Annotated in this window: 24 protein-coding genes; 18 read left to right on the top strand and 6 right to left on the bottom strand. The window is 71.9% G+C overall.

The window, feature by feature from the left end; translation table 11 throughout:
* From IAG44_RS08460 to IAG44_RS08470, 3 genes are read left to right on the top strand one after another with little or no spacing between them, the layout of a single operon-like run.
* On the top strand, positions 1 to 885 hold the full coding sequence (locus IAG44_RS08460) for a carbohydrate ABC transporter permease (protein WP_187746508.1): 885 nt from the start codon (positions 1 to 3) through the stop codon (positions 883 to 885).
* Positions 885 to 1,790, top strand: coding sequence for a carbohydrate ABC transporter permease (locus IAG44_RS08465; protein WP_187746509.1), 906 nt, complete (start codon positions 885 to 887; stop codon positions 1,788 to 1,790). The genes IAG44_RS08460 and IAG44_RS08465 overlap by 1 nt, the downstream gene beginning before the upstream one ends.
* Positions 1,790 to 3,457, top strand: coding sequence for a glycoside hydrolase family 43 protein (locus IAG44_RS08470; protein ID WP_187746510.1), 1,668 nt, complete (start codon positions 1,790 to 1,792; stop codon positions 3,455 to 3,457). The genes IAG44_RS08465 and IAG44_RS08470 overlap by 1 nt, the downstream gene beginning before the upstream one ends.
* On the opposite strand, the gene IAG44_RS08475 is transcribed toward IAG44_RS08470, so the two are convergent.
* Entirely contained in the window at positions 3,375 to 4,589 is a 1,215-nt protein-coding gene (locus IAG44_RS08475; protein WP_187746511.1) for an epoxide hydrolase family protein, read from the bottom strand. The two genes, IAG44_RS08470 and IAG44_RS08475, sit on opposite strands and share 83 nt — an antisense overlap.
* Positions 4,590 to 4,867: 278 nt before the next feature.
* Here IAG44_RS08475 and IAG44_RS08480 point away from each other — a divergent pair, with 278 nt between their 5' ends.
* Positions 4,868 to 5,926, top strand: coding sequence for a LacI family DNA-binding transcriptional regulator (locus IAG44_RS08480; RefSeq protein WP_187746512.1), 1,059 nt, complete (start codon positions 4,868 to 4,870; stop codon positions 5,924 to 5,926).
* A gap of 86 nt (positions 5,927 to 6,012) precedes the next feature.
* Here the strand turns inward: IAG44_RS08480 and IAG44_RS08485 are convergent, their stop codons facing one another.
* Positions 6,013 to 6,663: a ThuA domain-containing protein gene (locus tag IAG44_RS08485; RefSeq protein ID WP_187746513.1), complete on the bottom strand. Its 651-nt coding sequence runs from the start codon at positions 6,661 to 6,663 to the stop codon at positions 6,013 to 6,015.
* A 159-nt stretch (positions 6,664 to 6,822) separates the two neighbouring features.
* On the opposite strand from IAG44_RS08485, the gene IAG44_RS08490 reads away from it, so the two are divergent.
* Positions 6,823 to 7,689, top strand: a complete 867-nt coding sequence (locus IAG44_RS08490; protein WP_187746514.1) for an aminoglycoside phosphotransferase family protein — start codon at positions 6,823 to 6,825, stop codon at positions 7,687 to 7,689.
* A gap of 118 nt (positions 7,690 to 7,807) precedes the next feature.
* Positions 7,808 to 8,428, top strand: coding sequence for a VOC family protein (locus IAG44_RS08495; RefSeq protein ID WP_187746515.1), 621 nt, complete (start codon positions 7,808 to 7,810; stop codon positions 8,426 to 8,428).
* Between the two features lie 7 nt (positions 8,429 to 8,435).
* Here the strand turns inward: IAG44_RS08495 and IAG44_RS08500 are convergent, their stop codons facing one another.
* Positions 8,436 to 8,957, bottom strand: coding sequence for a DinB family protein (locus IAG44_RS08500; protein WP_187746516.1), 522 nt, complete (start codon positions 8,955 to 8,957; stop codon positions 8,436 to 8,438).
* A gap of 101 nt (positions 8,958 to 9,058) precedes the next feature.
* Here IAG44_RS08500 and IAG44_RS08505 point away from each other — a divergent pair, with 101 nt between their 5' ends.
* Entirely contained in the window at positions 9,059 to 9,457 is a 399-nt protein-coding gene (locus tag IAG44_RS08505; RefSeq protein WP_187746517.1) for a VOC family protein, read from the top strand.
* On the opposite strand, the gene IAG44_RS08510 is transcribed toward IAG44_RS08505, so the two are convergent.
* Positions 9,454 to 10,119, bottom strand: a complete 666-nt coding sequence (locus IAG44_RS08510; RefSeq protein ID WP_187746518.1) for a helix-turn-helix domain-containing protein — start codon at positions 10,117 to 10,119, stop codon at positions 9,454 to 9,456. The genes IAG44_RS08505 and IAG44_RS08510 overlap by 4 nt on opposite strands.
* A gap of 10 nt (positions 10,120 to 10,129) precedes the next feature.
* Positions 10,130 to 11,062: an AraC family transcriptional regulator gene (locus IAG44_RS08515; protein WP_187746519.1), complete on the bottom strand. Its 933-nt coding sequence runs from the start codon at positions 11,060 to 11,062 to the stop codon at positions 10,130 to 10,132.
* Positions 11,063 to 11,143: 81 nt separating this feature from the next.
* Between IAG44_RS08515 and IAG44_RS08520 the strand changes: the two genes are divergently transcribed.
* Positions 11,144 to 11,977, top strand: coding sequence for an SDR family oxidoreductase (locus IAG44_RS08520; RefSeq protein ID WP_187746520.1), 834 nt, complete (start codon positions 11,144 to 11,146; stop codon positions 11,975 to 11,977).
* A gap of 30 nt (positions 11,978 to 12,007) precedes the next feature.
* On the opposite strand, the gene IAG44_RS08525 is transcribed toward IAG44_RS08520, so the two are convergent.
* Positions 12,008 to 13,162 carry a YihY/virulence factor BrkB family protein gene (locus tag IAG44_RS08525; RefSeq protein ID WP_187746521.1) on the bottom strand — a complete coding sequence of 385 codons (1,155 nt, stop codon included), beginning with the start codon at positions 13,160 to 13,162 and terminating at the stop codon, positions 12,008 to 12,010.
* A 92-nt stretch (positions 13,163 to 13,254) separates the two neighbouring features.
* Between IAG44_RS08525 and IAG44_RS08530 the strand changes: the two genes are divergently transcribed.
* From IAG44_RS08530 to cysD, 10 genes are all read left to right on the top strand, one after another.
* On the top strand, positions 13,255 to 14,886 hold the full coding sequence (locus IAG44_RS08530) for an acyl-CoA dehydrogenase family protein (RefSeq protein ID WP_187746522.1): 1,632 nt from the start codon (positions 13,255 to 13,257) through the stop codon (positions 14,884 to 14,886).
* Positions 14,887 to 15,145: 259 nt separating this feature from the next.
* Complete coding sequence (locus IAG44_RS08535; protein WP_187752577.1) at positions 15,146 to 16,393, top strand: GAF domain-containing protein; 1,248 nt, start codon at positions 15,146 to 15,148, stop codon at positions 16,391 to 16,393.
* 194 nt (positions 16,394 to 16,587) lie between these two features.
* Complete coding sequence (locus IAG44_RS08540) at positions 16,588 to 17,880, top strand: hypothetical protein (protein ID WP_187746523.1); 1,293 nt, start codon at positions 16,588 to 16,590, stop codon at positions 17,878 to 17,880.
* A gap of 562 nt (positions 17,881 to 18,442) precedes the next feature.
* Complete coding sequence (locus IAG44_RS08545) at positions 18,443 to 19,015, top strand: GNAT family N-acetyltransferase (protein ID WP_187746524.1); 573 nt, start codon at positions 18,443 to 18,445, stop codon at positions 19,013 to 19,015.
* A 128-nt stretch (positions 19,016 to 19,143) separates the two neighbouring features.
* On the top strand, positions 19,144 to 19,227 hold the full coding sequence (locus tag IAG44_RS44505) for a putative leader peptide (protein WP_316944184.1): 84 nt from the start codon (positions 19,144 to 19,146) through the stop codon (positions 19,225 to 19,227).
* A gap of 114 nt (positions 19,228 to 19,341) precedes the next feature.
* Entirely contained in the window at positions 19,342 to 21,039 is a 1,698-nt protein-coding gene (locus IAG44_RS08550) for a nitrite/sulfite reductase (protein ID WP_187746525.1), read from the top strand.
* Positions 21,036 to 21,215 carry a hypothetical protein gene (locus IAG44_RS08555; protein WP_187746526.1) on the top strand — a complete coding sequence of 60 codons (180 nt, stop codon included), beginning with the start codon at positions 21,036 to 21,038 and terminating at the stop codon, positions 21,213 to 21,215. Before IAG44_RS08550 ends, IAG44_RS08555 begins: the two co-directional genes overlap by 4 nt.
* Positions 21,212 to 21,922 (top strand): phosphoadenylyl-sulfate reductase, encoded by a 711-nt coding sequence (locus IAG44_RS08560; RefSeq protein ID WP_187746527.1) that lies wholly within the window; start codon positions 21,212 to 21,214, stop codon positions 21,920 to 21,922. Before IAG44_RS08555 ends, IAG44_RS08560 begins: the two co-directional genes overlap by 4 nt.
* Positions 21,919 to 22,479 carry an adenylyl-sulfate kinase gene (cysC, locus tag IAG44_RS08565; RefSeq protein WP_187746528.1) on the top strand — a complete coding sequence of 187 codons (561 nt, stop codon included), beginning with the start codon at positions 21,919 to 21,921 and terminating at the stop codon, positions 22,477 to 22,479. The genes IAG44_RS08560 and cysC overlap by 4 nt, the downstream gene beginning before the upstream one ends.
* Entirely contained in the window at positions 22,476 to 23,405 is a 930-nt protein-coding gene (gene cysD / locus IAG44_RS08570) for a sulfate adenylyltransferase subunit CysD (RefSeq protein WP_187746529.1), read from the top strand. The genes cysC and cysD overlap by 4 nt, the downstream gene beginning before the upstream one ends.
* Positions 23,406 to 23,407 lie beyond the last annotated feature (2 nt).

Below are 23,407 nucleotides of genomic sequence, written 5' to 3' on the forward strand. Positions count from 1 at the left end.
ATGATCCGCTCCCAGCGCTGGAAGGGTGCCGCCTTCACGGTGCCCTTCCAACTCGGCTTCGTCTTCCTGTACTTGCTGCCCATCGGCTACGCCGTGTATCAGTCGCTCTACAAGGTCCAGCAGTCCGGGCTCGGGCTCGGCGGCGGCACCGAGGAGTTCACCGGACTCGCCAACTACCGCCAGGGGCTGACCGATTCGGCGTTCATGGGCTCCGTGCTGCGCGTGGTGGTGTTCGCCTGCGTGCAGATCCCGGTGATGCTGATGGTCAGCCTCGTCCTCGCGCTCCTGCTGGACGCGGTGACCTCGCGCGCGGCGAGCCGGTTCCGGATCCTGCTGCTCGTGCCGTACATGATCCCGGGGGTCGTCGCGGCGATCGTGTGGATCAACCTCTACAGTCCGGACGTCGGCCCGCTCACCGCGATCGGCGACGCGTTCGGGTTCCACTGGAACTTCTTCGTGCCGTCGATGGTGTGGCCGTCCATCGGCAACCTGCTGACCTGGCACGGCATCGGCTACAACATGGTCATCATCTACTCCGCGCTCCAGGCGGTGCCGCGCGAGCTGTTCGAGGCGGCGCGGCTCGACGGGGCCTCGGAGATCCGGATCGCCCGCAGCATCAAAGTTCCGTACGTGCGGGGCGCGTTGGTGCTGACGGGGCTGCTGTCGATCATTCAGATGCTCCAGCTGTTCAACGAGCCCGCGCTGTTCCGCAACGTCACGCCGCAGACGGTGAACGACAGCTTCACGCCGATCATGATCATCTACAACCAGGCGTTCAACGCGGGCAACTACCACTACGCCGCGGCCCTTTCGGTGCTCCTCGCGCTGATCCTGGGCCTCGCCTCCTTCGTCTTCTACCGGCTGACATCGAGGGAGGCCGACTGATGACCCTCACCCAGGACCGTGCGCCGAAGACGTCGGTGCGCAGGCTCAACCGGCCCGATCCGCGGGCACGTTCACGCGGCGGGCAGCGGTTCCTGCTCGTCGGGCTCGTCCTCGCGTCCGTCTACAGCCTGTTCCCGGTGTGGTGGCTGATCGTGGCGGCCACCAAGGACCGTACGGGGCTGTACCAGTCCAACGGGCTGTGGTTCTCCGGCTGGCACCTGTGGGACAACCTCCGCCAGGTGTTCACCTACGAGGACGGCATCTTCCTGCGCTGGACCGCCAACTCCCTTCTCTACGCGGGCGTCGGCTCCCTCGGCGGCACCCTGATCGCCCTCGCGACCGGGTACGGGCTCGCGCGCTTCGACTTCCCCGGCCGGGGGTTCGTCTTCGCGTCCGTCGTCGGCTCGTTCATGATCCCGATCGCGCTGCTGACGCTCCCGCTGTACCTGCTGTTCTCCGAGATCGGCATGGTCGACACGCCCTGGGCGATGCTGGTCCCCTGTCTGATCAACCCGTTCAGCGTGTACCTCGCCAAGGTCTACACCGAGTCCACGATCCCCTACGAACTCCTGGAGGCCGCGCGCCTCGACGGCGCCGGTGAGCTGCGGATCTTCTTCTCCATCGTGCTGCGCATGATGACGACGGGCGGGGCGACGGTGTTCCTCCTCGCCTTCGTCAACACGTGGAACTCCTTCTTCCTGCCGCTGACCGTGCTGCGCGGCGAGAACAACTGGACGCTCAACATCGGGCTCTACAACTGGTCCGGCAAACGCCTGGAGTCGGGCGTCGACCTCACCGGGCTCGTGCTGACCGGGGCGCTGCTGTCCATCGTGCCGATGGCCGTCATGATGGTCGCGATGCGCCGGTACTGGAAGTCGGGTGTGACGCTGGGGGCGCTCAAGTGATGTGCGATGAAGGGGGGTTGATCGCCCGCAACCCGGTCATCCGGGGGTTCGCCCCCGATCCCTCGCTGGTCCGGGCCGGCGACTGGTACTACATCGCCACGAGTTCGTTCGAGTGGTTCCCCACGATTCCCATCCACCGCTCCCGTGACCTCGCGCACTGGGAGTACGCCGGGCACGTCTCCGGCGCCGTCCCCGGCAACTCCCTTGCGGGCGTGCCCGATTCGGGTGGGATCTGGGCGCCGTCGCTCAGCTTCGACGGCGCGACGTTCTGGATGGTGTACGCGATCGTCCGCTCGGTCGGCACGCCCTACTTCGACCTCGACACCTACGTCACCACCGCGCCGGACCCCACTGGCCCCTGGTCCCCACCCCGCCGCGTCCCCAGCCACGGCTTCGACCCCGCCCTCTTCCACGAGGCCGGGCGCCTCTGGCTCCTCAACCTCCAGACCGACCACCGCCCCTCCGGCAACCGCTTCTCCGGCATCACCGCAACGCAACTGGACCGCACCTCGCTGACCCCCCTCTCCCCCACCCACCTCCTCCTCCAACACGAACGCCTCATCGAGGGCCCCAAGTTGGTCCACCGCGACGGCTGGTACCACCTCATCCTCGCCGAGGGCGGCACCGGCTTCGACCACGGCGTCCTCACGGCCCGCAGCCGCGCGTTGACCGGCCCCTACGAACTCTCCGCCCGCCCCCTCCTGACCTCCCGAGACGCCCCCTCCCTCCCCCTACAAAAGGCGGGCCACGCGGAGCTGGTCGAGACAACCAGCGGCGAGTGGTTCCTCAGCCACCTGACAGGCCGCCCCCTCCCGACCCCCTCAGGCCCCCGCTGCACCCTCGGCCGGGAAACCGCCGTCCAGGCGCTGGAGTGGGACACCGACGGGTGGCCCCGGTTGAGGGGCGGGGGGTGGCATCCGGCGGAGACGGTGGATGTCACGGGGGCAAGGACGGCCGGGGAGCACGACGCCCCCGCCTCCCCGGACAACGGCCCCCACACCCCCGTCCCCCTCACCTGGCCCTGGAGCACCCTGCGCGAACCCCCCTCCCCCACCTGGGCCGACACCACGTCCCGCCCCGGCTGGATCAGGCTGCGGGGGCGGCAGGGGCCCGAGTCCCGGTGGGCGCAGAGTCTGTTGGCGCAGCGGCTCACGGAGCACCATGCCGTCGCTCAAGTCACCGTGGAGGCGAGGCCGGTGACGTTCACGCAGGCTGCTGGGCTGATGCTGCGGTACGACGGGGAGGCGTACCTGAGTCTGGATGTGACGTGGGCGGAGCCGGAGGGGGAGGGGCAGCGGGGTCAGCAGTGGCGGGGGGAGGGGCGGACGGTGCTGAGTCTGGTCGAGCGGGACGAGACCGGCGCGCGTGAAGTCGCCGTCGTGGACGTCGACTTGGCGGAGCCGATCACGCTGGGCGTCTCCGTCGAGGGACCGGAGGCGAGGTTCTGGTACCTGCGCGGCGACACGTACACCCCCGTCGGCCCCGCCCTGGACGCGAGCCGTCTGTCCGACGACCACGGCGACCGGCTGAGGTTCACCGGCACACTGGTCGGCATCCACGCCAGGGACCTCGTCGACGCCGCGTTCACGGCGGACTTCCGGGACTTCCGCCTGGAGTGCGAGGAACTGCCGCAGAGGTCGTCCCGTGACCGGTACGGAGTGTCCTGAAGAACGCGCGGATGTCGTCGACGAACAGGCCGGGAACCTCGAACGCGGGGAAGTGCCCGCCTTCGGTGTGCTCCCGGAAGAAGGTCGTGCTGTCGCCGGGCCCGAGGACCTTGCGGACCAGGGGGTCGCTGTGGAACAGCGAGGAGGCCATGGGGACGGCGGACGCGCCGCCCCAGCCCGGGTCGTCGGCGTGGGCCAGTTCCCAGTAGAAGTCGCCCGCCGCGGGCCCGGTCCGGGTGAACCAGTAGAGGCTCGCGGTGATCAGGACGTCCTCGCGGCCGATGGGCGTGGCGGGGTTGGCCCACTGCGCGAACTTCTCCGCGATCCAGGCCAGTTGCAGGACCGGCGAGTCCGCCAGCCCCGCCGAGAGGGCGTTGGGCGCGGTCGAGTGCAGCACCCGGTACCCCTTCATCTGCGACCAACTACGCTGCGCCTCTTCGAGTTCGGCTCGCTCCTGCGGGCTCAGCCCCTCGGGCACAGGAAAGTCCTCGCCGGCCATACCGAGCTGAAGCCGGTCACCATGGACGTGCGCGCCGATCACCCGCTCGGGCATCAGCAACGCCACCCGCCCGGTCACACCGGCCCCGAGGTCGCCCCCTTCCACGCCGAAGCGTTCATAGCCCAGACGCCCCATGAGCTCCCCGAAGGCCGTCGCGGTGCGCTCCAGATTCCAGCCGCGCGCCGAGAGCGGGCTGGAGAAGACGAACCCCGGCAGCGAGGGAACGACGACGTGGAACGCGTCGGCCGGGTCCCCGCCGTGGGCACGGGGATCGGTCAGCGGCCCACTGGCCTCCAGGAACTCCACGAAGGAGGTCGGATAGCTGTGATTGAGCAGGAGCGGCATGGCGTCCGGCTCCGGCGAGCGGAGGTGCAGGAAATGGATGGTCTGCCCGTCGATCTCGGTCAGGAACTGCGGAAAGGTGTTGAGCCTGGCCTCGTGGGCCCGCCAGTCGAAGCCGTTCGCCCAGTAGCCCGCCAGATCGTCGAGGTAGGCCGACGGGATGCCGTGATCCCATTCCGACTCGGCGCCGGGGACCGGATACGGCGACCGGGTGCGCGCCAGACGGTCGTGCAGGTCATCGAGATCGGCCTGCGGGATCCGAATCCGGAAAGGACTGATGTCAGCGCACATGGCCCCATACTCCCGGCGAGTCCCGGCATGCGCATTGCGGAGATGGTGCCGCCCCCTCAGGACGGAACAACCTCCAGAGCAACCCGGCGTTCGAAGTTTCGAAAGTCGGGGCCCGCTGTCAAGACCGCCGGAACCCGTGACTCCCGGTGTCTTCCCGTCACGCTGCGGCGCCTCTAGGATAGCAAGCGCTTTCTGTCGGCCGGGACACCGAAAACGGCCGAAACAGCGCTGGTCGAGCTTTCGCTGGCCCAACGGCGGGCCGGAGAGGTGGGTTCCCGATGGTCCGCACGGCGACTTCCAACGTGACGGCCGGACCGACGCTGGCGGTCGTGGCGCGCGAGGCGGGCGTGTCGGTGCCGACGGCCTCGAAGGTGGTCAACGGCCGCGAGGACGTGGCGCCGGACACCCGCCGCCGGGTCACCGAGGCGCTGGACCGGCTCGGCTACGTCCGCAGACCCCGCTTCGACGCCTCGAAGCCACCCCGCCTCGTCGACCTCGTCGTCCACACCCTCGACAGCTCCTGGTCCGGCGCGGTGCTGCACGGCGTCGAACAGGCCGCGCACGAGGCCGGGTTGGACGTCGTCGTCTCGGCCGGCCTCGGCCGCACCGCGCGCGGCGACCGTCCGCAGCGCGGCTGGCTGGACAAGCTGACCGCACGCGGCTCGGCCGGAGTCCTGTTCAACCTGGCCGAGTTGACGGACTCCCAGTACGCGTGGCTGGAGCAGCACCGCATCCCGTTCGTGATGATCGACCCCGTGCACGAACCGCCGTCCGGCGTCGTGTCGGTGGGCGCGGCGAACTGGCAGGGCGGGGTCAGCGCGACGGAACACCTGCTGGCCCTGGGCCACGAGCGGATCGCCGTCATCGCCGGGCGCCGCCGCAAGCAGTGCAGCAACGCCCGTGTCGCCGGCTACCGTTCGGCGCTCTCGGCCGCCGGGCTGCCACAGCGCGCCGAGTACATCCGGTACGGCTCCTTCGAGGAGGGCGCCGCACGGCAGCGGATGCGTGAACTCCTCGACCTCCCCGAACCGCCGACCGCCGTCTTCGTCTGCTCCGACCACATGGCCCTCGGCGTCTACAAGGCCCTGGCGGAACGGGGGTTGAGGGTCCCGGACGACGTCAGCGTCGTCGGCTTCGACGACCTCCCCGAGTCCCGCTGGGCCAGCCCCGGCCTCACGACCGTCCGCCAGCCGCTGGGCGAGATGGCCGCGACGGCGCTGCGCCTGCTGGTACGGATGATGGACGGGGAGCATCCCGAGGGGACGCGGACGGAGTTGTCGACGCGGATGGTGGTGCGGGCGAGCACGGCGGCACCGAGGGTGGGGGCGCGGGTCTGACGCCGCGCGGGTGCACGGCTCCTGACGCTCCGTCAACCCTCAATGCCTCGCCAGCCCCTGACACTCCGCCAACTCTCAATACCCCGTCAATCCCCTTGCGCCGCCCACATGATGCCGCCCCGCAGGTGCTGCTGGAACGCCGGGTCGTCGTACGCCTCGTCCGCGTGGCCCAGGGCCGTGTAGAAGACGCGGCCCTCGCCCTGGGTGCGGGTCCAGGCGAGGGGGTGGTCCTCGCCCATGCCGCCGCCCTCGTAGGAGGACTCGTCGGCGGTGAGCAGCACCCGTACGGAGCCACGGGGGTTGGTGCGGAAGTCGTACCACTCGTCGGTGAAGTCCCAGACGCCGGGCAGGTGCCGGGTCGCGGGGTGGTCCGCGTCCTCCACGACGGCCTTGCCGGGCTGGAACTCGGGGTGGCGGTCGAAGCGGGCGCCGACGAGTTCGCCGTAGTAGGGCCAGTCGTACTCGGTGGTGGACGCCGCGTGCACGCCGACGAAGGCACCGCCCGACTCCATGTGCGCGGCGAGGAGTTCACGGCCCTTCGGGGTCAGCACCTCACCGCTGGTGGAGAGGAAGACGATCGCCGCGTACCGCTCCAGCGGGGACTCCAGGGCGGCCGGGTCCTCGGTGTGGTCGACCGTCCACTCCCCCATGATCTCGCGCAGCGCGGCGGCCGCGTACGGGATGGAGTCGTGGCGGTAGCCGGTGGTGCGGCTGTAGACGAGCAGACGTGGTGCCATGGGGCGAGCCTATGCCGCCGGGCGGCGCGGCGCGGGGCCGGGCGGGGGCCGTGGGGGCGACCGAAAATTTCGTGGCAACCGGTTTCCGGGAGAGTGGCGACCGGTTGCCGGGAAACTCGGATGCCGTCCGCTCCCCGGCCGGGCTAGTGTCGCGCGCTGATGATGCACGAGAACGAGATCCGGACGGACGTCGCGCTGGTGCGGCGGCTGCTGGCCGCGCAGTTTCCCGAGTGGGCGGGGGCGGCGGTCGCCGAGGTGCGGACGGCCGCGACGAACAACGCGGTGTACCGGCTCGGGGACGGGCTGGTGGTGCGGCTGCCGATCGTCGAAGAGGCCGTGGAGCAGGCGGAGTTCGAGGAGACGTGGCTGCCGAGGCTGGCGCCCTCGCTGCCGGCGCCCGTCCCTGAGCCGGTGGCGCTGGGGCGGCCCGGGGAGGGGTACCCGTTCCCGTGGACGGTGTCCCGGTGGATCGAGGGGACGCATCCGACCGGGGCCGAAGGGGAGTCGTTCGCACGGGAGTTGGGGGCGTTCGTGGCCGCGCTGCGGACCGCCGGGACCGAGGGCGCGCCGACCGGGTACCGGGGTGTGCCGTTGCGGTCCCGGGACGTCTCCACGCGGGCGTGGATCGCCACGGCCGCCGCCGACGTCGACGTGTCCGCCGTGCTCGCCGCCTGGGAGCACGCCCTCGCGCAGCCCGAGTGGGACGGGCCTCCCGTCTGGGCGCACGGCGACCTCATACCCGGCAACGTCCTTGTCCGGGAGGGGGAGTTGGGGGCGGTCATCGACTTCGGCGCGGCCGGGGTCGGGGACCCCGCGTGCGACGCGATCCCCGCGTGGGCCCTGCTGGACGCCGCGCACCGGTCCGCGTTCCGCGAGGCCGCCGGGTTCGACGACGCGACCTGGGCGCGGGGGCGGGGGTGGGCGCTGACGTTCGTCAGCGGGATCGACTACTACCGGACGACGAATCCGGCGATGTCCGAGCTGGGGCTGCGGACGGTGAACTCCGTGCTGGCGGACCTCGGTTGAGACGCCGGAGGGGTGCGGGGCGGTGGAGTCGCACGGGGTGTGCCGCCGCGCGTTGTGAACGTGACAGCCCTTTGCATATATGTACCTTGCGCACGCGGAACGCGTAGTCTCCTACAGGATGAACACAATTCCCGCACGGCTTGACCATCTTGTGTTCGCGACGCCTCAACTGGACGCGACCATCGAGGAGTTCACCCGACGGACCGGGGTCGTGCCCGCGCCGGGCGGGGCGCATGTCGGGCTCGGTACGCGCAACCACCTGGTCGGGCTCGGGGGGCGGGTCTACCTGGAGATCATCGGGCCCGACCCGGACCAGACGGGACGCGACGGGGCCGACCCGTCCGGGCTGGGCGGGATCGACCGGGCACGCGCGGTGACCTGGGCGATCGAGCCGCCCGACCTCGATCTCGCGGTGGCGACCGCGCGGGCCCGTGGCTACGACCCCGGCGACATCCACCCCATGTCACGCCGCCGCCCCGACGGGACCCTGCTCGCCTGGCGCGTCACCGAACGGTCCGCCGGGCTCGTCCCGTTCCTCATCGACTGGGGCACCTCCGCCCACCCCAGCGCCTCCGGCCTGCCGTTGACGCCGCTGCTCTCCCTGACGGCGACGGCCCCCGACCCCGCCGCGCTCCACCCCCTGCTCGCCGCGCTGGACGCCGAACTCCAGCTGTCCGAGGGGCCGCCCGGCATCTCCTTCACCCTGGACACCCCCAAGGGTCCGGTCACCTTCGACTGACACTCCGTCACGCGGCTCTGATCAGCCGGAGTTGGCCGATCTCCGCGACGTTCTTCATCAGCTCGGCGTTCACCCAGGCGAGGAGGTGCCCGACGGTGAGCCCGGCGTCCGCGCTCCACGGATAGCCGGACGGCCGCCCCAACTCGCCCTCGTCGAGCGCGTCCACGGCCGCAGCCCACTGCGCGTACACCTCCCGCAGCCACGCGACGGCCGGCTCCCCCGGCCCCGGCCACTTCACGTCGTCCCTCGCCCTGACCTCCCCGCCGCGCACGTGGTCCGTCGCCGTCCCCAGCCACCATCCGACATGCCAGCCGACCCACGCGACCGTCGGCACCGGCACCGGCTCGGGTTCCGTCTCCGCCCAGTCGGGCACCCAGCCGCCGGCCCCGTCCGGCCGCAGCGTCCAGCAGTTGGCGGCGGGCTCCCAGAGGTGGTCCTCCGGTTCCAGCCGGTCGAGGTGGTACTCGAAGAGGGACCAGGTGAAGTCGGTCTGCCAGCGGAGGAGTTCGAGTCTCGAGGGGTTGGTCATCGGGACACCCTCGCGGCGGGGGCGCGCCCACGCAAACGGGTTTCCCGGCGCGTCCGTTTCCTTCAAGACCGGCGACTCCCCGCCTCCCTACGGTTGTCCCCATGACTCCACGATTCGACGCCATCGGCCTCCTCGTCCACGACATGTCCGCCTCCGTCGCCTTCTACCGCCGTCTCGGCTTCGACTTCCCCGAGGGAGCCGAGCACGAGGGCCACACCGAGGCCGCCCTCCCCGGCGGACTGCGCCTCATGCTCGACTCCGAGGACACCGTCCGGTCCTTCATGCCGGACTTCGAGACCCCGGGCCCCGGCGGACGCGCCTCCCTGGCCCTGCTCTGCGCCGATCCGGACGAAGTCGACGCCGTCTACGAGGAGTTGACGTCCGCCGGCCATCACGGCGAGGCCGCCCCCTGGGACGCGGCATGGGGCCAGCGGTACGCGGTGCTCCACGACCCGGACGGCAACGGGGTCGACCTGTTCGCCCCACTGAAGCAGCCCTAGGCGCCCAGCTGTCCCGGCGTAACCCCCGTCAACTCCCGTACTTCACGCGACAGATGCGCCTGATCTGCATACCCCGCCCGTACCGCCGTCTCCGCCTGAGAGACCCCGGACCGCAACAGACGCAACGCCCGTTGCAGACGCAGGACGCGGGACAGGGTCTTGGGACCGTACCCAAAGGCATGCAGGGAACGCCGATGCAACTGCCTCGAACTCAGCCCCAGTTCATCGGCGGCCGTCGCGATCGGGCGCCCGGCATCGAGAACCGCGACCAGGCGGGACAGCAACGGATCGGGCGGAACGGCCCGTTCAAGGGCCACGTTCTCCAACTCCACCACCGGATCCGACGCCGCCTCGACACGGTCATTCAGCCGACGCACCTCGGATGCGGGCCAGAGGTCCGCCAACTCGACACGAAGGTCCCGAAGTTCATACGCGGGAACACCCAACAGAGCCGGAGCGGTCCCGGGACGAAAACGAACCCCCGCCCAGAAAACCCGCTCCCCCTCGGGAACATACGCACGGGTATCAGGCCCCGCGACCAACAACCGCCCCTCACTCCACAACAGATCCATACATCCGTCCGGCAACACCACCCCCTCCCGGCCCGGCGTCTTCGTCCACACCACCGCGCCCCTCACCCGCGACGCCCGCTCCTCGTACACACCCCCCACGCTACGCCCGCCCCCGATACTCCTGCGGACTCACCCCGTACACCCGCTTGAACGCGCTGGAGAGGGTGAACGCGCTGCCGTACCCCACGCGACGGGCGACGGCGGCGATCGTGTCGTCGGTGTCGCGCAGCAGGTCGGCGGCGCGGGCGAGGCGCCAGTGCGTCAGGTACGTCATCGGCGGCTCCCCCACGAGTTCCGTGAACCGGCGGGCCAGCGCCGCGCGGGAGACGCCCGCCTTGGCGGCGAGGCCGGCGAGGATCCAGGGGTGGGCGGGGTCGTCCTGGAGGAGGCGCAGGACGCGGCCGACGACGGGGTCCGCGAGGGCGTTGTACCAGCGGGGCGCCTCGGCGTCGGGGCGGGAGAACCAGGCGCGCAGGGCGGCGATGACGACGAGGTCGAGCATGCGGTCGAGGACGGCCTCCTGGCCGGGTTCGTCGCGCCCGATCTCCTCGACGAGCGGCGGCGTCAGGGGGTTTCGCCACTCCCGCGCGGTGAGGGAGAGCAGCGGCGGCAGGGCGTCGAGGAGCCGTCCGCTGATCTCGCCGCGCATGAGGTAGGTGCCGATGACGACGACGGTGGATCCGTCGGCCCGGTTGCCCCAGCTGCGCGGTCCGAGGTCCATGGCCCCGTCGAGGGGCCGTCCGTCGGGGTGGGCGCAGACCCCGCCGGGGAGGATGAGGGCCTGCGGGGGCGTGGCGGGGTCGTCCGCGCACGTGTACGGCTCGGGGCCGCGTGCGATCGCGAGGTCCCCGGCCCGCAGCCGCACCGGCGGGCCGCCGTCCGGCGCCACCCAGGCGTCGCCGTGGACGACGAGCATGACCGTCAGCGGCGCGCGGTCCTCGACCCGGACGCTCCACGGCGGGTCGAAGCAGGCACGGACGAGGAACGCGCCCCGTGCGCGGGGGCCCTCCAGGAGGCCGGCGAGGGGGTCCATGCGGTCAGCGTAGACGCGCGCTTATGGGTGTGAGCCGTTCGCGGATGGGCCCGTGCGGTGGGGGCGGGTTGACTGGGGCGCATGACGAACGACGACCTGACCTTGGTGGTGACCGGCGCGACCGGTCGTACGGGTGGCCGGGTGGCGCGGGCCGCCGAGGCGGCGGGGCTGCGCGTGCGGCCCGCCTCGCGTGCCACGGGTTTCGCCTGGGACGACCCGACGACCTGGGCGGACACGCTGCGCGGCGCCGACGCGGCGTACCTGGTGTATCCGCCGGACATCGGTGTCCCCGGCGCGGCCGGTGCCGTGGGGGCGCTGGCGCGGGAGGCGGTGGCGCTCGGCGTGCGGCGGCTCGTGCTGCTGTCGGGGCGCGGCCAGGGCTCGGCGCGTCCGGCGGAGGAGGCGCTGATCGCGTCGGGCGCGGAGTGGACGATCGTCCGCGCCTCGTGGTTCACGCAGAACTTCAGCGAGGGCCCGATGGCGGACGGCCTGCGTTTCACCGGGGACCTGGTGTTCCCGGCGGACGAGGTGACCGAGCCGTTCCTGGACCTCGCGGACGTCGCCGAGGTCGTCGTGCGGACGGTCGTCGAGGGGCAGACGTACGTGGGGCGCGCGCTGGACCTGTCCGGGCCCCGGCTGATGACGTTCCGGGAGGCCGTCGCCGAGATCGGGCGGGCGGCGGGGCGCGAGCTGACGTACACGCCGGTCACCTCGGAGCAATACGCCGAGGTTCTGACGGGGTTCGGGCTGCCGTCCGGGGAAGTCGCGTTCCTCGTCGGCGAGTTCGGCTCGCTCCTCGACGGCCACAACTCGTATTCGTCGGCCGACGGCGTCCGGGAGGTGCTGGGCCGGGCGCCGCGCGACTTCACGGAGTTCGCGCGGGACGCGGCGGCGGAGGGAGCCTGGAAGGTGTGAGCACCCGCTCGTAGGGCGAGCGGCCGGCGTTCACTTCTCCCGCCGCTCCTCCCCCTCCGCCTTCGCCACCGTCTTCGCGTGGGTCCGCAGCCGGGCGGTCACGTTCTCGTGGGGCAGGAAGCGGGACCAGCGTTCGGGGAACTCGGAGGGCATGTCGGGGTCGTCGGGGTCCTCGTAGCCCTGGGCGGCGGACATGCGGGCGACGTACTCGACGACCTCCTCCTTGCGCTGGCGTTCGTTGGCGGCGCGGGCGGCGGCGGTGGCGGCGGCGGGCCAGACACGGTCGATCGCGGCGTTGACGGCGGCGCCGACGAGGACGGCGAAGGCGGCGACGCCGATCCAGAGCAGGACGGCGACGGCGGCGGCGAGGGAGCCGTAGATGGTGGCGCCCTCGATGGTGTGCTGGAGGTAGATCCGCAGCAGGAAGCTGCCGAACACCCACATCGCGAGGGCGACGAGCGCGCCGGGCACGTCCTCGATCCAGGGCGAGCGCACGGGCACGGACACGTGGTACAGCGTCGTCAGGAACGAGATCGACAGCAGGGTGACGACCGGCCAGTACAGGAGCTGCACGAGCGTCGCCGACCAGGGCACGATCCGCACGACGGCGTCGGGCCCGGCGACCATCAGCGGCAGCGCGACCGCCCCGATGACGAGGGCGACGACGAACAGGGCGAACGCGACGAGCCGGGTCTTGACGATGCCGCGCACGCCGTCGAGGCCGTACATGACGGTGATGGTGTCGATGAAGACGTTCACCGCGCGCGAGCCCGACCACAGGGCGAACAGGAACCCTATGGAGATGATGTCGGGCCGCCCGCCCTTCATGACGTCGTCGAGGATCGGCTGCGCGAGCTGCTGGACGCCCTTGTCGGACAGGACCGTGCGGGAGGCGTCGAGGAGGTTGTTCTCCAGGCTGGTGATGGTGTCGGTGCCGGTCCAGTCGTCGACGTAGCCGAGCAGCCCGATGAGGCTGAGCAGGAGCGGCGGCACGGACAGCAGCGTGAAGAACGCGGCTTCCGCGGCGAGGCCCAGGATCCGGTACTCGATGCACGAGTTGACGGTGTCCTTGAGCAGCAGCCAGGCGGTCCTGCGCATGGACACGTCGCGGTAGAGGGCGCGTGCCCGGTGGAAACGCCCGGCCGGGACCTCGGGGTGCTCGGATGACTGACTTGCTGGCTGCACGCCCTAAAGGTATCCGCCACCACGGCCCGGACTCATACCCGCTCCCCCGGCGTCGGCGCACGTGACGCCCGGGGAGGGGATAGGTTCGCGACATGGCAGGGACCACCCACAGCGTGACCAATCAGCCCCCTCCCCTTGTCGGATATGACGTCTACGGCTCCGACCGGGCCCTGACGGAGGCCGTGGACCGGCATCTGGCGCCCGAGCTGCGGGCCTCCGCCCACACCGGACTCGGTGAACTGGGCCGGTCGGCCGGTTCCGTACAGGTGCGCGAGTGGGCCGCACAGGCGGACGGGAACCCGCCGGGGCTTCGTACGCACGACCGGTTCGGCAACCGGGTCGACGAGGCCGTCTTCCATCCGGCGTGGCACCGGCTGCTCGGCAAGGGCGTCGGGGCGGGGCTGACCGGGGGCTGGTCGGAGCCGGGCGGCCAGGTGCGGCGGGCGGCGGCGTTCCTGGTGTGGACGCAGGCCGACGCGGGGACGTGCTGTCCGCTGTCGATGACGCACGCGGCGGTGCCCGCGCTGCGCACGGACCCGGAACTCGCGGCCGTGTGGGAGCCGTTGCTGACGTCGTCGCTGTACGAGCGGGAGTCGCGGCCCCCGCTCGCGAAGGCGGGCGTGCTGCTGGGCATGGGGATTACGGAGAAGCAGGGCGGCAGCGACGTCCGCGCGAACACGACGGAGGCCCGGCCGCTCGCCGACGCGGGGGCGTACGCGCTCACCGGGCACAAGTGGTTCCTGTCGGCGCCGATGTCGGACGGCTTCCTGGTGCTCGCGCAGGCCGACGAGGGGCTGACGTGCTTCCTGGTGCCCCGGGTCCTCGACGACGGGTCGCGCAACCGGTTCCTGCTCCAGCGCCTCAAGGACAAGCTGGGCAACCGGTCCAACGCGTCGGCGGAGGTCGAGTTCGACGGGACGTGGGCCCGGCGGGTCGGGGACGAGGGGGACGGGCTGCGCACGATCATCGGCATGGTCGCGGCGACCCGCCTGGACTGCGTGCTCGGCTCGGCGGGGCTGATGCGGCAGGCCGTCGCGCAGGCGATCCACCACTGCGCGCACCGCGAGGCGTTCGGCGGCCGGCTCCTCGACAAGCCCCTCATGCGCAACGTCCTCGCCGATCTCGCCCTGGAGTCGGAGGCGGCCACCGCCCTCGGCCTGCGGCTCGCCGCCGCCTACGACGACGGCGGCGAACAGGAGCGCGCGCTGCTGCGGATCGCCGTCCCGGCCGCCAAGTACTGGGTGACGAAGCGCTGTTCACCGGTGGTGGTGGAGGCCGCCGAGTGTCTGGGCGGCAACGGGTACGTCGAGGAGTCCGGCATGCCCCGCCTGGTCCGGGAGTCCCCGCTGAACTCGGTGTGGGAGGGCGCGGGCAACGTCCAGGCCCTCGACGTCCTGCGCGCCCTCCAGCGTGAACCGGCCGCCCTGGACGCCTATCTCCGCGAGGTGGGCCGGGCCCGGGGCGCCGACCACCGCCTCGACACGGCGATCAAGAACCTGCTGACCGAACTCGCGGACCTCTCCGGCGTGGAGGCCCGCGCCCGCCGCCTCGCGGAACGTTTCGCCCTGGTCCTCCAGGGGTCGCTGCTGGTGCGTTTCGCACCGCCGGAGGTCGCGGACGCGTTCTGCGCGTCGCGGCTGGGCGGGGACTCGGGGGCGACGTTCGGGGGGCTGCCGCACACACTGGACCTGGGGGCGGTGGTGGAGCGGGCACGGGTGGGGTGAGAGCCGTCCCGGGCCGCTCCCCGGACGGGGTGGTGCCGCGCCGACACGGCACCACCCGCGCGCCCAGGTCCTGCGAGACCGGGGCCGCCGCTCTCGTCGGCGTGGCTCAAGTTTCAAGGACCACAGGCACGTTCACCAGGGTTGCAGGGGGTTGCAACGGTCCCGTGCCAGTGGGCGGACGCGACCGGACGCCGTGCCGGGGCGTCAGGATGTACCTCTCTTCACGTCGTCTCCGGAGGCACCCGTGGCGAATCCGCCGATGAAAGCGGCGCAGAACGTGGCCGGGGAGGCCGCCCGACCGGGGCGTGCCCCCGTGAGCCGGCGGCCCCGGCCCGCGCCGCGCAAGGTGATCGCGCAGTCCTGGACGAGGGTGAAGCGCGACGGCGTGGACCCGGAACACGAGTTCGGTCCCGGCCTGCTCGCGCCGGAGGAGGTCCGCAGGCGGCGTGCGGACTCCCCGTTGCGCGAGGTCGTGCCGGTGCTGCGCGCGGGGTTGCTGCCGGCCGCCGACGAGGCCCGGCACATCATGATCGTCGCCGATGTGGAGGGCCGCGTGCTGTGGCGGGAGGGCTCCTCGCCGGTGCTGCGCAGGGCCGACGAGGTGGGCCTCGGCCTCGGCGCCGACCTCAGCGAGTCGGTCGCCGGCACGAACGGGGTGGGGACCCCGGCGGTGCTGCGGCGCCCGGTGCAGGTGTTCGCCGCCGAGCACTACGTACGGTCGCTGACCGGCCTGACCTGCGCGGGCGCCCCGATCACCGACCCGCGCGACGGCACCCTGCTCGGCGTCGTCGACGTCAGCGGCCCGCAGGAGACCCTGCACCCGGCGACGCTGGCGTGGGTGGAGTCGGTGGCGAAGCTGGCGGAGGCGCGGCTGCGCGAGACGCACCTGGGTTCGCTGCAACGGCTGCGCGCGGTGGCCGCGCCGGTGCTCGCGCGGCTCGGCGGCCGGGCGGCCGTCGTGGACCGGGACGGCTGGACGGCGGCGGTCACGGGCATGCCGTACCTCCAGCGGATCACGCTGCCCAAGTCGCCGTCGGCGGGCGCGTGTTGGGTGCCGTCGCTGGGGGCGTGCGCCCTGGAGCCGCTGGACGAGGGCTGGTTGGTGCGCGCGGTGGAGCCGGGCGGGTGCCGTAGCGGCGGGGAGCGGATCGCGCTGGACCTCGCGGGGCGGCGGCGCTGGTCGGTGACCGTGTCGGGCGGCGCGGGCGCCTGGTCGCAGGAACTGAGCCCGCGGCACGCCGAGTTGCTGTACCTGCTGGCCGTCCGCCGCGAGGGGCGCAGCGCGGCGGAGCTGGCCGGGGAGGTGTTCGGCGATCCGGCGCGGACGGTAACGGTGCGGGCGGAGATGTCGCGGATACGCCGCTACCTCGGCGAGTTCCTTGAGCACCGGCCGTACCGGTTCCGGGACGGTGTGGAGGTGGCCGTGGCGCTGCCCGGCGAGCCGGGGGATCTGTTGCCGCACTCGATCGCGACGGCGGTGCGGCTGGCGCGTGACTCCGCGTCATGAAGGGTGCCGTGCGGGGTGATCCGGCATAGGGAAATCCCTTCGAGTTCCCCTCGCACACGCTTTCCGCACATCCTTTGCCGGGTCCGCCTCCCGGGCACGGCCCGTCTGCCGTAGCATCGCTGACGGGTCACCCCACCTGCTCCTCGGTCAACGCTCGGATCAACAGGCGCAGTTGGCCCGCCTTGGGAGGACTGATGACGCAACGTGGCCGCCACCGCAGGCGCCGGAGGGGCAGAGCGCTGCGCGGGTTCCTCGCCGGGACCGCCCTCGCCCTCACCGCCGCCGCCACCATGATCAGCGCCTCACAGGCCACCGTCTCGGACACACCGGGCGAGCTGAAGCAGGTGGAGGTCACGTCCGCGCTGCGGATGACGGAAGACCTCGTGCCGCGCGCCTCGCTGGACCGGCTCGCCGCCGGGATGGGCCGTCCGGTCGGGGTGAGCGACGTCCTGGCCTCCGGTGACCGGCTGCTGCGCGACCGCGCCGAGTGTCCGGCCGCCGAGCTGGCCGGGCTCCCCGTCGAGCCGGAACCCGCGACCGCGTACTGCTGGGACGCCGCCGACACGAGTGGCTGGCGTCCGGGCGCGGTGACGACCTCGGGCGACGCGGACGAGGACGGGGTGTGGGGCACGAACCGGGTGATCCTCTCCGGCTGGTCCCACGCCGGCGGCCTCGCGAAGGTCGCGTTCGTCGACGCGAACGACCCCGGGCGGCTGACGTACTCCTGGGTCCTGCTGGCGGTCCCGGTGGACGGCGGCAACGACATCCGCCCCCTGGGCTCCCAGCTGTCGGGGATGGTCTGGTACCAGGACAAGCTGCTGGTCACCGCCGGTGCCGGGGACGGTGCCGCGCTGTACGTCTTCGACATGAACCGCGTCCAGCGCGCCACGGTCGACGGCGACGCGGTCGGCCGCGTCGCCGGGGGCTGGTCGGCGCACGGCGCGCGGTTCGTGCTGCCCGCGATCGGCACGTACCGGCTCGGCGCCGGGTCACCGCGCCCCGACACGATCTCCCTCGACCGCAGCACGGTCCCCGACAGCCTGGTCGCCGCCGCCTCCGGCCGCCCCGACGCGTCCGGGAAGCGCGGCGGGGCCCGCCTGTGGCGCTACGCCTTCAGCTCCCTGCCCGACCGGGGCGGTCTCCTCGCGGCGGACACCTTCGGCCGGGTCGCCCCGACGGAGGCGTACCGCACCGGCGTCAAGAACCTCCGGGGCGTCCTCTCCCGCGACGACACCTGGTACGTCAGCCAGTCCCCCGCCCCCGACCACACCCACGGCACCCTCTGGCGCCAGAACACCGACGGCACCTCCGCCGCCGAGTGCGACAGCTCCGACGACCACGCCTGCTGGAGCGCGTCCCCCCAGTCCCTCTCCTACTGGTCCGCCACCGGCGAGGTCTGGTCCCAGTCGGGCCACACCCTCTTCGCCCTCCCCCTGGCGTCGGTGGACAGGGCGGCGAAGAAGCAGTGGAGCGAGGACGCGTCCTGAACGCGGACGGGGTCTGAGCGCGGGCGGAACCCGGGCACGGGTGGATGGCGTCCAGGCGGACGGTGTCACCGCGCGGACGGTTCGGCTCCGCCCGGTGGGGACGCGAAGGCCGTCGGCCCGCCCGGCCGCAGCGCGAACCGCCCACGGACGCCGGCGCCCCACCACGGCGCGACGACCACCACATCAGCCGACCGCCCCGCCGGGTCACGGACTCCACGCCGCCACACCACTCCACGGGACACCATCCACGGGCGGGCTCCGATACGCGTACGGATCCTGAACGCGGGCGCGTCCTGAACGCAGGCGCGTCCTGAGCCGCGTCGGCCCGCAGGAACCGCCCGCCCTGGGCAACGCGTCGGCCGATCCCGCGCGACGCCGGCCCCGGCGCGTCGCCGCCCCGAGGGACGCCGGGACCGAAAGCCGACCGCCCCCCCCTGATCGCCGCCCGCCCGCGAGAGCCCCCCGCCCGCTCACCCCGGTTCCCGCGCACCGTCGGCCATCCCCCCACGACTCCCCGACCCTCGATCGACAGACCCCGCGTCCGGATGATTCCCTGGCGGGCATGAGCAAGATGCCCGTGACCACCTGGTCCTTGGAGCAGTCCGCGCTGACTGATCTGCTGCCCGCCGCCGCCCCGGAGGGGGATGTGCGGATCGCGCGGGCGGCGGTGCCGTCGCCGGAGTTCAGCCGGTTTCTGTACGCGTCGGTGGGTGGGGACATCCGCTGGACCGACCGGCTCGGCTGGTCGTACGCGCGGTGGCGGGAGCACCTGGAGCGGCCGGGGGTCGAGACGTGGGTGGCGTACGAGCGGGACACGCCCGCGGGGTACGTGGAGCTGGACCCGCAGGACGACGGCGTCGTGGAGATCGTGTACTTCGGTCTGCTCCCGGCGTTCCGGGGCCGGCGGATCGGCGGTCACCTCCTGTCGCACGGCACCGCGCGCGCCTGGGACCTCGCCGAGCGCTGGCCTGAGCGGACGCCGACGAAGCGGGTGTGGCTGCACACCTGCTCACTGGACGGCGAGCACGCGATGGAGAACTACCTGCGCCGGGGCTTCCGCCTGTTCGACACCAAGGTCGAGGAGGAGCCCCAGGTCCCCGCACCGGGCCCGTGGCCGGGCGCCTACCCGTCCTGACCTGCGCCGACAAGCCCCCGTGCGGCTCATGTGACCGAACACACCCTTGTCTCGCCTGACGAGACAAGGGTGTCCGCATGACGGATAAAGCTGGACTGTGTCCAGAACGCCGTGCCACGCTTTCCACCATGTCCGGAACTGGAATTGCCTTGGTGAGTCGGCGGCACGTCGATCTCTGCCGCATGTCCAGCGCCATCTGTCCGGCGAGCTGACGAGCCGCGTCGCCGCCGTCCCGCCCTTCCGTCTGTCCTGCGCCCGTACCCCTGACGTGCTGGGATTACCCAGGTCAGAGCCGCATTCGCCTGTCTTGAAGGACGTACATAACCATGGCCGCCACCCCGGAGAACCCTGCCGCCGCAGCGCCCCGTCGCAAGGTGAGCCGTCACCGCGGCGAGGGCCAGTGGGCCGCGGGGCACTTCACCCCGCTGAACGGCAACGAGCAGTTCAAGAAGGACGACGACGGTCTCAATGTGCGGACACGCATTGAGACGATCTACTCCAAGCGCGGCTTCGACTCGATCGACCCGAACGACCTGCGCGGCCGGATGCGCTGGTGGGGCCTCTACACCCAGCGCAAGCCCGGGATCGACGGCGGCAAGACCGCGATCCTGGAGCCGGAGGAGCTGGACGACAGGTACTTCATGATGCGCGTCCGCATCGACGGCGGCCGCCTCACCACCCGGCAGCTCCGCGTGATCGGCGAGATCTCGCAGGAGTTCGCGCGCGGCACCGCCGACCTGACGGACCGGCAGAACGTCCAGTACCACTGGATCCGCATCGAGGACGTCCCCGAGATCTGGAACCGCCTGGAGGCCGTGGGCCTGTCCACGACCGAGGCGTGCGGCGACTGCCCCCGCGTCGTGATCGGCTCGCCGGTCGCCGGGATCGCCGAGGACGAGATCATCGACGGCTCCTGGGCCATCGACGAGATCAACAAGCGGTACATCGGGAACAAGGAGTTCTCGAACCTGCCGAGGAAGTTCAAGTCGGCGATCTCGGGCTCGCCGCTGCTCGACGTGGTGCACGAGATCAACGACATCGCGTTCGTCGGCGTCGAACACCCCGAGCACGGCCCCGGTTTCGACCTGTGGGTCGGCGGCGGCCTCTCCACGAACCCCAAGATCGGCGTCCGCCTCGGCGCCTGGGTGCCCCTTCAGGACGTCCCGGACGTCTGGGCCGGCGTCGTCGGCATCTTCCGCGACTACGGCTACCGCCGGCTGCGCACCCGCGCCCGGCTGAAGTTCCTGGTCGCCGACTGGGGGCCGGAGAAGTTCCGCCAGATCCTCGAGGACGAGTACCTGAAGCGGAAGCTGACCGACGGCCCGGCGCCGACGGAGCCGTTGCGGCGCTGGCGCGACCACATCGGCGTGCACCGCCAGAAGGACGGCGCCTTCTACGTCGGTTTCGCGCCGCGCGTCGGCCGTGTGGACGGCACCACGCTCGCGAAGATCGCGGACCTCGCGGAGGCGCACGGCTCGGGCCGGGTGCGGACCACCGTCGAGCAGAAGATGATCATCCTGGACGTCGCCGAGGACCAGGTCGAGTCGCTGGTGGAGGCGCTGGAGGCGCTGGACCTGAAGGCCCGCCCGTCCACGTTCCGCCGGGGCACGATGGCCTGCACCGGCATCGAGTACTGCAAGATCGCGATCGTCGAGACGAAGGCGCGCGGCGCCTCGCTGATCGACGAACTGGAGCGCAGGCTCCCGGACTTCGACGAGCCGCTGACCATCAACCTCAACGGCTGCCCGAACGCCTGCGCCCGGATCCAGGTCGCGGACATCGGTCTCAAGGGCCAGCTCGTCACCGACGAGAACGGCGAGCAGGTCGAGGGCTACCAGGTCCACCTCGGCGGCGCGCTCGGCCTCCAGGCCGGGTTCGGCCGCAAGGTGCGCGGTCTGAAGGTGACGTCGGCGGAGCTGCCCGACTACGTGGAGCGCGTGCTGAAGCGGTTCCAGGCCGAGCGCGAGGACGGCGAGCGCTTCGCGGCCTGGGCGGCACGGGCGTCCGAAGAGGCGCTGTCATGAGCGAGCGCGCGGCGCCCTTCTACTGCCCCTACTGCGGCGACGAGGACCTGCGCCCGAACGAGGCCGGTCACGGCGCCTGGGAATGCGGGGCGTGCAACCGCGCATTCCAGTTGAAGTTCCTCGGGCTCCTGTCCCGAGGGCTTCGACGAGCCGACCACGGAGGCGACGAGATATGACGACCGCTCAGATACCGCGCACCGACGACGAGTTGAAAGAGCTGGCCGAGCAGGCCGGCCGGGATCTCGAGGACGCCTCGGCGCTGGAGATCCTTCAGTGGGCGGTGGACACCTTCGGTGACGGCTTCTGCGTCACCTCCTCCATGGAGGACGCCGTGGTGGCCCACCTCGCCTCCCGCGTCCGCGAGGGCGTGGACGTGGTCTTCCTCGACACCGGCTACCACTTCCCGGAGACGATCGGCACCCGGGACGCCGTCGAGGCGGTGATGGACGTCAACGTCATCACCCTGACGCCCCGTCAGACGGTGGCGGAGCAGGACGCCGAGTACGGCCCCCAACTCCATGACCGCGACCCCGACTTGTGCTGCAAGCTGCGCAAAGTCCAGCCGCTGGAGCGGGGACTGACGGCGTATCAGGCGTGGGCGACCGGCCTGCGCCGCGACGAGTCGCCGACCCGCGCGAACACCCCCGTGGTCGGCTGGGACGCCAAGCGCCGCAAGGTGAAGGTCTCCCCCATCGCCCGCTGGACGCAGGACGACGTGGACGCGTACGTCCTTCAGCACGGCGTGCTCACCAACCCGTTGCTGATGGACGGCTACGCGTCCGTCGGCTGCGAGCCCTGTACCCGCCGGGTCCTGGAGGGCGAGGACGCGCGCGCCGGGCGCTGGGCGGGACGCGCCAAGACCGAGTGCGGGCTGCACGGATGACGACGAATCAGGAGACCGACGTGACGAGCGGAGCCACCGTCTGGCTCACGGGTCTGCCGAGTGCCGGCAAGACCACCATCGCCTACGAGCTGGCCGGGCTGCTGCGCGCCGAGGGTCACGCCGTCGAAGTCCTCGACGGTGACGAGATCCGCGAGTTCATCTCGGCGGGCCTCGGCTTCAGCCGCGAGGACCGGCACACCAACGTGCAGCGCATCGGCTTCCTCGCCGAACTCCTTTCCCGCAACGGCGTCAAGACGCTGGTCCCGGTGATCGCGCCGTACGCGGACAGCCGTGAGGCCGTGCGCAAGCGGCACCAGGTGGGCGGGACGCCGTACCTGGAGGTGCACGTGGCGACGCCGGTCGAGGTGTGCTCCGTCCGCGATGTGAAGGGCCTGTACGCCAAGCAGGCGGCGGGCGAACTCACCGGTCTCACCGGGGTCGACGACCCGTACGAGGCGCCCGAGTCACCGGATCTGCGGATCGAGTCGCAGGACCAGACCGTGCGGGAGTCCGCCGCGTCGGTGTACGCGCTGCTCAGCGAAAGGGGACTGGTGTGACCACCACCGTCGCGACGGCCACCGGGGGCACCTACGCCCTCTCGCATCTGGACGCCCTCGAATCGGAGGCCGTGCACATCTTCCGCGAGGTCGCGGGCGAGTTCGAGAACCCGGTGATCCTGTTCTCGGGCGGCAAGGACTCCATCGTCATGCTGCACCTGGCGCTGAAGGCGTTCCGCCCGGCGGCGGTGCCGTTCTCGCTGCTGCACGTCGACACCGGGCACAACTTCCCCGAGGTCCTGGACTACCGGGACCGCGCCGTCGCCAGGCACGGGCTGCGGCTGCACGTCGCCTCGGTGCAGGACTACATCGACCGGGGCGTCCTCAAGGAACGGCCCGACGGGACCCGCAACCCGCTCCAGACGCTGCCGCTGACGGAGAAGATCCAGGCGGAGAAGTTCGACGCGGTGTTCGGCGGCGGGCGCCGCGACGAGGAGAAGGCCCGCGCGAAGGAGCGGGTGTTCTCGCTGCGGGACGAGTTCTCGCAGTGGGACCCGCGCCGCCAGCGCCCGGAGCTGTGGAACCTCTACAACGGCCGGCACGCGCCCGGCGAGCACGTGCGCGTGTTCCCGCTGTCCAACTGGACCGAGCTGGACGTGTGGCAGTACATCGCCCGCGAGGGCATCGAGCTGCCGGAGATCTACTTCGCGCACGAGCGCGAGGTGTTCCAGCGGTCCGGGATGTGGCTGACGGCCGGCGAGTGGGGCGGGCCGAAGGCGTCGGAGCAGGTCGAGAAGCGGCTGGTGCGCTACCGCACGGTCGGCGACATGTCCTGCACGGGCGCCGTCGACTCCGACGCGACGACCCTGGACGCGGTCATCGCCGAGATCGCCGCGTCCCGGCTGACGGAACGAGGTGCCACCCGCGCCGACGACAAGCTGTCCGAGGCCGCGATGGAGGACCGCAAGCGCGAGGGGTACTTCTAACC

The organism is Streptomyces roseirectus (assembly GCF_014489635.1).
In the GTDB taxonomy this organism is placed as follows: Bacteria; Actinomycetota; Actinomycetes; order Streptomycetales; family Streptomycetaceae; genus Streptomyces; species Streptomyces roseirectus.

Bases quoted from the DNA above. Each gene is read 5' to 3' on its own strand.
- IAG44_RS08460 (WP_187746508.1), top strand. From the start codon at position 1: ATGATCCGCTCCCAGCGCTGGAAGGGTGCCGCCTTCACGGTGCCCTTC.
- IAG44_RS08465 (WP_187746509.1), top strand. From the start codon at position 885: ATGACCCTCACCCAGGACCGTGCGCCGAAGACGTCGGTGCGCAGGCTC.
- IAG44_RS08470 (WP_187746510.1), top strand. From the start codon at position 1,790: ATGTGCGATGAAGGGGGGTTGATCGCCCGCAACCCGGTCATCCGGGGG.
- IAG44_RS08475 (WP_187746511.1), bottom strand. From the start codon at position 4,589: ATGTGCGCTGACATCAGTCCTTTCCGGATTCGGATCCCGCAGGCCGAT.
- IAG44_RS08480 (WP_187746512.1), top strand. From the start codon at position 4,868: ATGGTCCGCACGGCGACTTCCAACGTGACGGCCGGACCGACGCTGGCG.
- IAG44_RS08485 (WP_187746513.1), bottom strand. From the start codon at position 6,663: ATGGCACCACGTCTGCTCGTCTACAGCCGCACCACCGGCTACCGCCAC.
- IAG44_RS08490 (WP_187746514.1), top strand. From the start codon at position 6,823: ATGATGCACGAGAACGAGATCCGGACGGACGTCGCGCTGGTGCGGCGG.
- IAG44_RS08495 (WP_187746515.1), top strand. From the start codon at position 7,808: ATGAACACAATTCCCGCACGGCTTGACCATCTTGTGTTCGCGACGCCT.
- IAG44_RS08500 (WP_187746516.1), bottom strand. From the start codon at position 8,957: ATGACCAACCCCTCGAGACTCGAACTCCTCCGCTGGCAGACCGACTTC.
- IAG44_RS08505 (WP_187746517.1), top strand. From the start codon at position 9,059: ATGACTCCACGATTCGACGCCATCGGCCTCCTCGTCCACGACATGTCC.
- IAG44_RS08515 (WP_187746519.1), bottom strand. From the start codon at position 11,062: ATGGACCCCCTCGCCGGCCTCCTGGAGGGCCCCCGCGCACGGGGCGCG.
- IAG44_RS08520 (WP_187746520.1), top strand. From the start codon at position 11,144: ATGACGAACGACGACCTGACCTTGGTGGTGACCGGCGCGACCGGTCGT.
- IAG44_RS08530 (WP_187746522.1), top strand. From the start codon at position 13,255: ATGGCAGGGACCACCCACAGCGTGACCAATCAGCCCCCTCCCCTTGTC.
- IAG44_RS08535 (WP_187752577.1), top strand. From the start codon at position 15,146: ATGAAAGCGGCGCAGAACGTGGCCGGGGAGGCCGCCCGACCGGGGCGT.
- IAG44_RS08540 (WP_187746523.1), top strand. From the start codon at position 16,588: ATGACGCAACGTGGCCGCCACCGCAGGCGCCGGAGGGGCAGAGCGCTG.
- IAG44_RS08545 (WP_187746524.1), top strand. From the start codon at position 18,443: ATGAGCAAGATGCCCGTGACCACCTGGTCCTTGGAGCAGTCCGCGCTG.
- IAG44_RS44505 (WP_316944184.1), top strand. From the start codon at position 19,144: ATGTCCGGAACTGGAATTGCCTTGGTGAGTCGGCGGCACGTCGATCTC.
- IAG44_RS08550 (WP_187746525.1), top strand. From the start codon at position 19,342: ATGGCCGCCACCCCGGAGAACCCTGCCGCCGCAGCGCCCCGTCGCAAG.
- IAG44_RS08555 (WP_187746526.1), top strand. From the start codon at position 21,036: ATGAGCGAGCGCGCGGCGCCCTTCTACTGCCCCTACTGCGGCGACGAG.
- IAG44_RS08560 (WP_187746527.1), top strand. From the start codon at position 21,212: ATGACGACCGCTCAGATACCGCGCACCGACGACGAGTTGAAAGAGCTG.
- cysC (WP_187746528.1), top strand. From the start codon at position 21,919: ATGACGACGAATCAGGAGACCGACGTGACGAGCGGAGCCACCGTCTGG.